This is a genomic window from Wolbachia endosymbiont of Dactylopius coccus (assembly GCF_977011065.1).
This window is the reverse complement of the sequence record NZ_OZ347065.1, coordinates 1394565-1401827: the sequence shown is the minus strand read 5'-3', so window position 1 is coordinate 1401827 and position 7263 is coordinate 1394565. Positions and strand designations below refer to the sequence as shown.

Genomic DNA, 7263 nt, shown 5'->3' with positions numbered 1-7263 from the left:
CTGAAGGAGAGAAAATTGTTGAAAGGAATAAGGAAGATATTCAGTTGGAGTTACTCGAAAATGCAAAACTTTCTGTACTTTCTAATCTTCGTGCTCATTATGATAACTATACTCACCAATACACAGGAGTATCTCATCAAAAGTCTAAATCGTATCAAATACAAGAAAAAGCCGCAAAAAGCATTCTAGCATCACCAGAATCTATAGATGAAAAAGATGCAGAAATTATAGAGCCTTTAGCAAAAGTCCGTGGTATTACAGTTATTGAAATGGCAAGAATAATTGAGGAAAAAGTGAAAAAAGCAGTAAAAGCAATAATTAAATGTGAAGAGTTGGAAGACATTACCAAGAAGAAAATTGAAGAAGCTAAAAGTGAAGTAGAGCTACAGACTTTGCTCAATGATTTTAAACAAAAAATGCAAGAAAGTTAAAAAGAAAAAATGCCAGAAGAATTTTTACACGGAGTAAATGTTATTGAGGTAACCTCAGGGACAAGATCAGTACGTACAGCTAAATCATCAGTGATAGGTGTAATTGGTACTGCATCTGAAGCCGATGAGCAAAAGTTTCCACTGAATAAACCAGTGTTAATTGCAGGAAGCTTAAAGGAAGCAGCAAAGCTTGGAAAGAGTGGCAGTTTACCTTCTGCAATAAATGGAATATTTTCCCAAATTGGTGCAACAGTAGTAGTTATTCGAGTTGAAGAAAGTGAGAACAGCGATCCAAAATTAAAAAAAGAAGAAACGCTGAGAAATGTAATTGGAGGAGTTGATAAAGAAACCGGGGAATATCAGGGAATTGAGGCATTTCTCAGCAGTGAAAGTATAGTTCATGTTGCTCCAAGAATATTAATTGCACCTCAGTTTACTCACCAACTACCAGAAGATGGCAAAAATCCAGTAGTTTCAGCATTAATTCCTATAGTAGAAAAGCTGAGAAGCATAATAGTAGCAGATGGACCAAATACCAATGATGAAGAAGCAATCAAGTGGAGAAAAAGTGTAGGCAGCTCAAGAGTTTACGTGGTTGACCCATGGATTAAGGTATTTATTGAAGGAAAAGAAGAAATCTTGCCATCAAGCCCATTTGTAGCTGGTTTAATAGCGAAAGTAGATAGCGAACAAGGATTCTGGCATTCACCTTCAAATAAAGAGATAAATGGTATTGTTGGAACAAGCAGGCCTATTGATTTTACGCTTGGTGATACAAATTGTAGAGCAAATCACTTGAATGAAAATGAAGTAACAACAATAATTCATCAAAATGGCTACAGGCTTTGGGGAAATAGAACATGTTCAAATGATTCGAAATGGGCTTTTCTGTCAGTGAGGCGTACTGCAGATTTAATCAATGATAGTTTACTTCGAGCTCATCTATGGGCAGTTGATCGCAATATTACCAAAACTTATATAGATGATGTGATTGAGGGGGTGAATTCTTATTTGGCTAATTTAAAAGCGCAAGGAGCAATTATCAGCGGAAAATGTTATGCAACCCCAGAACTCAATACACCAACAAATATTGCAAGTGGAAAAGTATATTTTGATTTTGAGTTTACACCGCCATATCCAGCAGAACAGATTACTTTCAGGTCACATCTTGTGAGTGGTACAATATTATAAAAATGGGAGAAAGAGATGTTACCGAAGATTTTAAAGAATTTTAATGTATTCGTAGATGGTCGGGGTTATGCAGGAAAAATTGATGAGATAACCTTGCCGAAGCTCACCATTAAAACTGAGGAATATAGAGCTGGTGGTATGGATATTCCAGTAAATATAGATATGGGGATGGGGATGGAGAAACTTGAAGCAGATTTCACTTTTTCTGAATACGATACAGAGCTCTTTCGGCTATTTGGGTTGATAAATGGAAATTCGGTATCTTTGACGCTAAGAGGAGGATTACAAGGCAGCGGAAACAATGATATTGAAGGAGTAATTATCAACCTTAGGGGAATATTTAAAGAGTTTGATTTTGGTGGCTGGAAACCGGCTGAAAAAGCAACGCTAAAGTGTACTGTAGCTGCCCATTACTACAAACTTACCATAGGTGGTAATGAATTAATAGAAATCGATGCTGAAAATATGATTAGAAAGATAAATGGTGTTGATCAAATGGCCTTGCTGCAAACGGTTTTAGGCATATGAAAAGATTTCGAAATTTTATTTTAAGGAGGCAATAATGCACACTATAACACTAAACAACCCAATTACAGTTGATGGAATTTCTGTCTCAGAACTTACTGTTAGACGTCCAAAAGTTAGAGACTATCTTGCAATTGAACGCTTAAATGGTAGTGACCTTAGTAAAGAAGTAACTTTGACTGCTAATTTGACATCAGTTGCAAAAGAAGCAATTGAAGAGTTAGATATTGCTGATTATGTGAAAATTCAAGAGGTATTAAAGGATTTTTTTTCACCGATTATCCAAAAAACTTGAGATTAGAAGTATTAATGTTCAGCTCTGTTGTAGGAGGCGGGGTTGAACAAATACTTGATATGGAGATTAATGAATTTATCTTATGGCATAAAGCAGCGAGGAAGGTACAATGTCAACATTATCTATAAAAATCGGAGCAGTTTTAGATGGCAGTTTTAATACTGTAATAAAGGGAAGTAGTAGTCAACTCTCTAATCTTGGTGAGAATATAAGAAAGCTTGATTCATCTTTCAAGTCAGTATCAAAGTTTAAACAGTTAGGTCATGATGTTTTGACCAGCAGGAGGTCGTGGAAGGGCTTTGAAGATCAAGTAAAATCTTTAGCTAAACAAATGAAAGCGGTGGAGAAACCAAGCAAAACTTTAAAAGCAGAGTTTGACAAGGCCAAAACCTCCGCAACAAAAGCAAAAGAAGCATATTTGAAAAAGAGAGATGCTTTACATTCATTTAATGAAGAAGTAAGAAAAAGTGGAAGAAATATTAAGTCATTAGTAAGTGACCAATATAAACTTGGCTCGTCCATTGAAGCGCTGAAAGGCAAGTATGGTAAGCTTGGGTCTGCAATACGTAGTCGCCAAAGTTTTTTAGCAAGTAAGGCACATTTTAAGTCACAAATAATAGAAACAATTGGGCTTGGATTAACGCTTGCAGCTCCAGTTAAAGTTGCAATTGATTTTGAATCGGCTATGGCTGATGTAAAAAAAGTTGTCAATTTCAATAATGAAGCAAAGGAAGCTGATAAATTTGCCAAGAAGTTAAAAGAGATGTCACGTACTATACCATTATCGGCCGCAGAATTAGCACAAATAGCTGCAAGCGGTGGACAGCTTGGTATCAAGAAAGAAGATCTTTTTAAGTTTACAGAAACAGTGGCAAAAATGTCTACAGCATTTGATATGTCCGCAGAGCAAGCAGGTGATTCCATAGCTAAACTCTCTAACATTTACGGAATTGATGTTAGTGAAATGGAGCATGTTGGTAATGTAATCAACCACTTATCAGATAACACTGCTGCTAAAGCAAAAGACATGATTGAAGCTCTAGCAATAGTTGGTGGTACTGCAAAGCAGTTTGGATTAAAGTTTGAACAAACAGGCAGTTTAGTAAATGCTTTCATTAGTTTAGGCAAACAACCAGCAAAAGCAGGAACTGCCATAAATGCTTTACTTTCTAAGCTGCAAACTGCTGAAGGTCAAGGAAAAGAGTTTAAGGCAGCACTAGAAGAAATGGGTATAACCACAGAAGAAATGGTACAAAGGATCAGTGAAAATGGGGAAGAAGCACTACTTCACTTTTTCCAAACTCTAAAGAAAATGGACAACCAGGAACGCTCTACAACCCTGATGAAACTTTTCGGTCAAGAATATCAAGATGACATTGCATTATTAGCTGGAAGTTTCAGTAAGTACAAGGATGCAATAAAGTTACTGGCTGAAACAGAAGAGTATAAAAGATCTCTGCAGAAAGAATTCAAAAATCGTGCAGACACCACAGCTAATAAATTACAATTACTTAAAAATGCAATAGTTGAAGCTGGCATGAATCTAGGGTCAGTAATGTTACCTACCTTGAATTATGTAGCTGGAAGTGTGAAAACAATAACAGAGCATATAGCTTCTTTTGCAGAAAAACATCCAACTTTAACTACGGCAATCATGAGTACTTTAGCAGCTTTGATAAGTTTAAAAGTCTTAGTAGTGGGAGTAGGCTATGGAATTACTTTATTAGGAAGTACAATTTTTGGTCTTAAAGCAACGATACTGGCAACATTTTCATTTTTATCAGCTACAGTTTTTCCTGCAGTAATAACAGGGCTAAGAGCAATATCACTAGCTGTAATAACTAACCCTATAGGACTTTTAATTGCTGGACTTGTCACTGGTGCGGCTTTTGTTATCACTAATTGGCAAAAGGTGAAAGACTTTTTCTCTAGCTTTTGGAAATTGATAATAAAACCCATAGAAGAAGCTTTTTCATGGATAGGGGAAAGTGTATTTGGAAAAGTATTAGGGAATAGCCCACTGAAAGAGTTTGAAAAAAGAAAAACTGAAGTAAAAGCAGTACATAGTCCCCTAAAGAGTAATATTCTCAACAGTGGAAATCCTTTGCTAATACCAATTCTCATTGTTGGTCATTCAAATAGGATACATAGCAGAGTTGTTTAATTGTGGAGTAGGTAAGAGAAGTAATAAATTTACACAAAGCACTCTCAAGCAAAGCAATAGTATCGTATATTTTATTGCGCAAAATGTTCTGTTTTACATACAACCAAAGCCTCTCAACTGGATTGAGTTCAGGTGAGTATGGTGGTAGGTATATAATCTCAATATTTTTAGGTACCTTTAAACTTTTCGACTTATGCCAACTAGCACAATCCATAACAAGAAAGGCTTCTCGTGGTCCCAAATATTGAGACATTTGCTCAAGAAATATATTCATACAATCAGTGTTGACATTCGGTGCAAACAAGCTAGAATTCTCCCCATTTCTAGGATTAACTGCACTGTAGAGATAAAAATTTTCCCTACCTAATTTTACCTTAACTTTTGTTCTGACGCCTTTTTTAAACCATCCATGCCCGGTCTTTGAATGTGTGCCAAACCGCGATTCATCGAAGAAAAACAGCTCTTTTTCAGGATACTTGCCAATAACTTCGTTGAGATTTTTTTTTGAATTCCTCTTATTTTCTTTTATCTTGTACATTGTGTACTGGTCTTGGTGTAATATAAGAGAATTTCATCTTTTGCATATAGCGGTGTACTGTAGATTTGCTAATATTTAAGCCGAACTTTTCCTGGATTCTTATTCTCATTTCTTTAATGGTAATATTAGGATTTTCTCCTACCCATGCTTCAACTTGCTGTAGTTGAGCCTGATTTAATTTAGTTTTTCTACGCCGTTGTGGAGGAGCAAACAATTTTTCTTCTCTGCCTAATTTCAAGAGTTTTATCCACGAAGTTAGTGCGCTTCTTGAAATGCAATATATTTTTGCTGCAGCCGTTATACTATGCTTTTTTGCTGCAATTACAGCATTTAGTTTTTTTGCAACATATGCATTGTTCCTTACTTTCTTCAGCATTTTTTTTGCTGATTTTACTACTTCTTCATCCAATAATTTTGATCTTAGTGCCATTTATACCTCGACTATTTCACTTATTTCATTATGGCTTGTCTTCTATTATTGTCTATCTGTTTGCCGTGTAATGGGAATTGGTATTACTCCTGGCCAGAGGAATGAAATTACACAAGCTGAAGTATTAACAAAAAATGTCTATAACTCCATTGTAGTAGCTGATAAGGGTTATGACAGCAATGCTTTTGTGGTCAGCCTTGAAAACAGGAAATGTGAAATCGTAATTCCATCAAAAAGGAATCGAAAAGTGCAAAGATACTATGATGAGCATATTTATAAAGAACGTCATTTGATTGAGTGCTTTTTCGGTAAAATTAAAAATTTTAGGCGCATTTTTTCCAGATTTGACAAGACCGCAGAGGTTTACATGGGATTTCTAAATTTTGTTGGAGCTCTCATATGGCTTCTCTAAAATTTTGTCCACAGAGCCTAGAGACTTTTAAAATTTCTTCAATAGCTATACTATCTCCACATAGTATAGCACAAGCAAGTGGTGTGACAGTTGCTCTCCGACCATCTAGATATTTTATAGTTGTTGTTGCGTCAAGAATATCTTTCAGAATACCGTTCTCCTTAGAGACTTTTAAAATTTCTTTAATAGCTTTGCTATTTTTACATAATATGGCATAAGTAAGCGGTGTGTAAATTAATGAATCATCACTAATGATTTTTGCATTAAGAACACTCTTTAAAAGGTTGCTCAATTTGGCTTGTTGCAAAATATCCTTTACAGTTTGACTATTCTCGCAAAATATAGCATGAGTAAGTAGTGTAAAAGTTGATTCTTTACCCCGATGTTTGCTTACTTCCGTAGTAAGAATCCTTTGTTTTTCCTTTTTAGATATTTTTTCTAGTTCTTCAGCAATGCTACTTTTTTTGCCTTTTATTTTTGATGCTAATTTTAAAATACTTTTTTCATCTTTCTCTTTCAATTTCGAATCGTTTACCTGATAAGTCATTTTTTTCTCAAGGTCTTTCTTATTAAACTAAGCATAACATTTCCTCTCTTCGTGGTTATAATATTTGCTTTTATGAATCAGTTGTGTTGATAATGTATTAATTGCATAGTTCAGACATTGTTTTATAAAGCAAAATTTTAGTAGACCACCTTACAAGAACGTTTCTTGCTAATTCTGAATCAGAAAAAAAGACGCAGTAAAGTCATTGTAAGGGAAGAACGAAACTTGTAGCTAGCGTGAATCAGATTTACCGACAATTTGAAAAATGACAAATTCGTCATCCCGCTACTTGTTAGCGGATGAGATACCGAGGCGGTATGACGTAGGACTGCTGTCATTCCAGTGCTTGACACTGGAATCCAGCTTCTATGCAACCTCATCAAAAACATTCATTTAGTATAAGATCAGCTACTTTCCATGCTAGTTTGCTTATAAACAAGCAAACTTTTCTGGATCCCAGTGACCTTTGTTGTATTGCCAAAGAGATGGGTCGTTGAGCGCTCTTTTGCTTAGTTGGAAAAGTGTAGGCGGTTGTGGAAAAATTGCGAACGTAAACTCAATACCAGCTTGCAAATGATTGTCCTTTCCTTCATCTCTCTCCTATTACGAAGATTTTAAACAGATTCTTAAGAAAGTTTTAAATTTTTGTAGACCATACCTAACAATAAACAACTTTAGGTTTAAATTTATGAAATCAGTTGTTATATACATCAGCAAATACGAATTTAAC

At 35.3% G+C, this 7263-nt stretch carries 8 protein-coding genes and 2 pseudogenes; 8 read left to right on the top strand and 2 right to left on the bottom strand.

Annotated elements, in window-relative coordinates; all coding sequences use genetic code 11:
* The 5 genes and pseudogenes from ACWHVF_RS07595 to ACWHVF_RS07575 all read left to right on the top strand — a co-directional run.
* On the top strand, positions 1 to 431 hold a 431-nt coding region (locus ACWHVF_RS07595; RefSeq protein WP_447933294.1), incomplete at its 5' end, for a hypothetical protein.
* Positions 432 to 440: 9 nt separating this feature from the next.
* Positions 441 to 1622, top strand: coding sequence for a phage tail sheath subtilisin-like domain-containing protein (locus tag ACWHVF_RS07590; RefSeq protein ID WP_064124954.1), 1182 nt, complete (start codon positions 441 to 443; stop codon positions 1620 to 1622).
* A 15-nt stretch (positions 1623 to 1637) separates the two neighbouring features.
* On the top strand, positions 1638 to 2150 hold the full coding sequence (locus ACWHVF_RS07585; protein WP_064124953.1) for a phage major tail tube protein: 513 nt from the start codon (positions 1638 to 1640) through the stop codon (positions 2148 to 2150).
* 34 nt (positions 2151 to 2184) lie between these two features.
* A complete protein-coding gene (locus tag ACWHVF_RS07580; RefSeq protein ID WP_064124952.1) occupies positions 2185 to 2442 on the top strand; it encodes a phage tail assembly protein in 258 nt (85 codons plus the stop codon).
* Positions 2443 to 2551: 109 nt separating this feature from the next.
* A pseudogene (locus ACWHVF_RS07575) lies at positions 2552 to 4585 on the top strand (phage tail tape measure protein); the annotation flags it as partial.
* On the opposite strand, the gene ACWHVF_RS07570 reads toward ACWHVF_RS07575, so the two are convergent.
* Positions 4563 to 5574, bottom strand: a protein-coding gene (locus tag ACWHVF_RS07570) for an IS630 family transposase (protein ID WP_447933022.1) whose coding sequence is annotated in 2 segments (ribosomal slippage) — positions 4563 to 5123 and positions 5125 to 5574 — 1011 coding nt in all. Because the reading frame shifts where the segments join, the coding sequence is not laid out codon by codon here. The pseudogene ACWHVF_RS07575 and the gene ACWHVF_RS07570 sit on opposite strands and share 23 nt — an antisense overlap.
* A gap of 70 nt (positions 5575 to 5644) precedes the next feature.
* Here ACWHVF_RS07570 and ACWHVF_RS07565 point away from each other — a divergent pair.
* Positions 5645 to 5986 carry a transposase gene (locus ACWHVF_RS07565; protein WP_447933021.1) on the top strand — a complete coding sequence of 114 codons (342 nt, stop codon included), beginning with the start codon at positions 5645 to 5647 and terminating at the stop codon, positions 5984 to 5986.
* Here the strand turns inward: ACWHVF_RS07565 and ACWHVF_RS07560 are convergent.
* Complete coding sequence (locus ACWHVF_RS07560) at positions 5970 to 6533, bottom strand: WD_0033/WD_0034 family tandem repeat-containing protein (protein WP_447933020.1); 564 nt, start codon at positions 6531 to 6533, stop codon at positions 5970 to 5972. The two genes, ACWHVF_RS07565 and ACWHVF_RS07560, sit on opposite strands and share 17 nt — an antisense overlap.
* A 265-nt stretch (positions 6534 to 6798) precedes the next feature.
* On the opposite strand from ACWHVF_RS07560, the gene ACWHVF_RS07555 reads away from it, so the two are divergent.
* On the top strand, positions 6799 to 6930 hold the full coding sequence (locus ACWHVF_RS07555) for a hypothetical protein (protein ID WP_447933019.1): 132 nt from the start codon (positions 6799 to 6801) through the stop codon (positions 6928 to 6930).
* A 65-nt stretch (positions 6931 to 6995) separates the two neighbouring features.
* Positions 6996 to 7151, top strand: a pseudogene (locus ACWHVF_RS07550) (transposase); the annotation flags it as partial.
* Between the last annotated feature and the right edge of the window lie 112 nt (positions 7152 to 7263).